1 protein-coding gene is annotated in these 991 nt (G+C 42.4%); it reads left to right on the top strand.

What is annotated here, in order from left to right:
- Positions 1 to 24: 24 nt before the first annotated feature.
- A protein-coding gene (locus V0288_RS24955; RefSeq protein ID WP_332867906.1) for an IS630 family transposase occupies positions 25 to 979 on the top strand; the annotation gives its coding sequence in 2 pieces (ribosomal slippage) (positions 25 to 365 and positions 364 to 979; 957 coding nt in all).
- The last annotated feature ends 12 nt before the right edge of the window (positions 980 to 991 follow it).

Below are 991 nucleotides of genomic sequence, written 5' to 3'. Positions count from 1 at the left end.
ATCGATAGCTAAATTGAACGAAAAATGAAATCCTATCCAGTAGAGTTTCGTCAGAAAATCCTAGACTGTTATTATAACGAACCCACCTCCCAACGACAATTAGCGAAAAGGTTCCGAGTGGCTTTAAGCTTCGTGCAAAAGCTTTTGAAACAATCTCGGGAAACGGGAGATATTCGACCGAAGACTCACAGATGTGGTCGCCATCTAAAGCTCACTCCAGAACAAATGCTCTCGCTCGGCGAGTTGATTGAAGAAAATAAAGACGCGACTCTAGCCGAACTATCGGAACTGTTTCGGGAAAGAACCGGTATAGTGCTAAGTGTGGCGACGGTAGGAAGAATAGCCGAACGCTTGAGAATGACCCGAAAAAAAAACTCTACACCCTCCCGAAAAAGACACGGAAAGAGTACAGAAACTAAGACAAGAATACTGGAATAAAATTCGGGACGTAGATGAGAAAAACCTGATCTCGCTAGATGAAGCGGGTTCAAATCTGGCAATGGATAGAACCCACGCGCGCTCGCTCAAAGGGACTAGAGCGCACGGAACTCGACCTCTTAAAAAAGGACAAAATGTTTCAATGATTGCGGCGATCACTAAAAAAGAAGTTCTCGCTACGGCAAAATTTTTAGGGGCGGTAACCGGGATTGTTTTTGAAGCGTTTATTATCCAGAAATTAGTTCCTAAACTTTGGGAGGGTGCGGTAATAACTATCGATAATTGTAAAATTCATTTTAGTGAAGAGGTCAACAAAGCGGTTGAAGAAAAAAAAGCCAAACTGATTTATTTACCTCCTTACTCTCCCGACTTCGCCCCGATTGAAAATTTCTGGTCAAAAATCAAATCTATCTTGAGAAAATTAAAGCCGAGAACTTATCGAGAGCTAGATCAGGCTCTAGAAGAAGCTTTTAAACAAGTCTCGGAGGAAGACCTTCGTAATTGGTTCGCACACTGTTGCTACTGTACCTCATCTATCTGAGAAAGGCTGTAT

Source organism: Pannus brasiliensis CCIBt3594 (genome assembly GCF_036688125.1).
Taxonomy (GTDB): domain Bacteria; phylum Cyanobacteriota; class Cyanobacteriia; order Cyanobacteriales; family Microcystaceae; genus Pannus; species Pannus brasiliensis.
This window is presented reverse-complemented; position numbering and strand designations above follow the sequence as displayed.